At 43.6% G+C, this 1,868-nt stretch carries 1 pseudogene; it reads left to right on the top strand.

The features are described 5' to 3' along the window. Positions 1 to 1,689, top strand: a pseudogene (locus GMD6S_RS08930) (YSIRK-type signal peptide-containing protein); the annotation flags it as partial. Between the last annotated feature and the right edge of the window lie 179 nt (positions 1,690 to 1,868).

Genomic DNA, 1,868 nt, shown 5'->3' with positions numbered 1-1,868 from the left:
ACCAGCACTAACGCAACCAGCACAGGTCCTCAGGGTGTTCCACAAACAGGCACTCCAAGCTTCCAAGGTGGCGATCCACTGGTTCCAATCGATGAAACAGTTGAGCCAACCTTCGAAGATGGAAGCAAAGAGAAGACTATTCCAGGTGAAGGAACTTACACGATTGCACCAGACGGCACAGTGACCTTCACCCCAGACAAACAGTTTGTCGGAAACCCAACTCCAGTTACAGTCAAACGTGTGGATAAGAACGGCACCCCAGTTACTGCAACTTATAGTCCAGAGTTTACGAAAGTAACACCAACAGGAACTAGCGCAACTAGCACGGGTCCTCAGGGTGTTCCACAAACCGGTACCCCAAGCTTCCAAGGTGGCGACCCACTGCTTCCAATTGATGAAACAGTTGAGCCAACCTTCGAAGATGGAAGCAAAGAGAAATCTATTCCAGGTCAAGGAACCTACACGATTGCGCCAGATGGTACAGTGACCTTCACCCCAGACAAGCAGTTTGTTGGGAACCCAGATCCAGTTACAGTGAAACGTGTGGATAAGAATGGCACCCCAGTTACTGCGACTTACAGCCCAGAGTTTACTAAGGTGACTCCAACTGGTAAAGATACTTCTTCAGTTAACATTAAGGGTCTTGTTCAAACAGGTACGCCAACATTTGAAGGTGGTAATCCGCTTGTTCCAATCGATGAAACTGTGGCGGCGACATTTGAAGATGGAACAACTGAAAAAGTGATTCCAGGTGAAGGAACTTATGCAATCTCACTAGATGGCATCGTCACCTTCACTCCAGAAGCTAATTTTGTAGGAAAAGGAACAGGCGTAACGATTGTCCGCAAGGATAAGAATGGTACTCCAGTTACTGCAAGCTATCGCCCAACAGTTGTAGATCCATCTACTGGTCATGACACGACTTCTACAGGAGCAAAAGGCCAACCACAAGTGGCAACACCAACGTTTGAAAGACATATCGATAGTACAGTTCCACCAACCTTTGAGGATGGCAGCACGACTATGGTTGTTCCGGGTGAAGGAAGCTATACAATTGATAAAGATGGTCAAATTACCTTTACTCCAGAACCAGACTTTGTTGGTACAGCTAAAGGATTGGTTGTGAAACGTCTGGATGTGTATGGAAATGTAGTTATTGCTCATTACACACCAACTGTCCTTGGACAAACACAAGTGAGTGATGCGACATCAGAAGGTCTTAAAGGTCAAACTCAGACTGGTAAACCAAACTTTACAGGTGATGTCGATCTGACAGTTCCGCCAACCTTTGAAGATGGAACAACTGAAAAAGTCGTTCCAGGCGAAGGAACTTATGTAATCTCACCAGATGGCACCGTCACCTTTACTCCTGAGGTAAACTTTGTAGGACAATCCAAAGGTGTGAAAGTGATCCGTAAAGACCGTAATGGAAATATCATTTCAGGATTCTATACTCCAACAGTAGTAGAACTTCCAGAGCAAGTGAAGCCGTCTGATAAAAAAGAACTTTCAGTACCTGATTCGAAACCAGATCAATTGACTCAAAACATCTCTGTAGAAAAAAATCAACTTCCAAATACAGGAAGTCAAGAAGATGGTTTGAAAAATCTAGGAATTCTAACAACCCTAGCAGGTGTCATGACACTTGGATTGCTAGGTAAAAAGAAACGAAACGATGAATCAGACTAATCATTTTTAAGAACCGAGAAATCGGTTCTTTTTTATGACATTTGTCATATTTCCTAGTGACAGAAGCATCTAGCTCCGTTTACTTCAAAGGACTATAATTGAAGTATGAAATGGAGGAAGAAGAAATGAAAAATAAAATGATTGTCGCAGTGAGTTTAGTAGCAGCAGGAGTTATGACC

The organism is Streptococcus sp. GMD6S (assembly GCF_000297015.1).
Note: the sequence above shows the minus strand (reverse complement) of the source record. Positions and strands in the feature narration are given on the sequence as shown.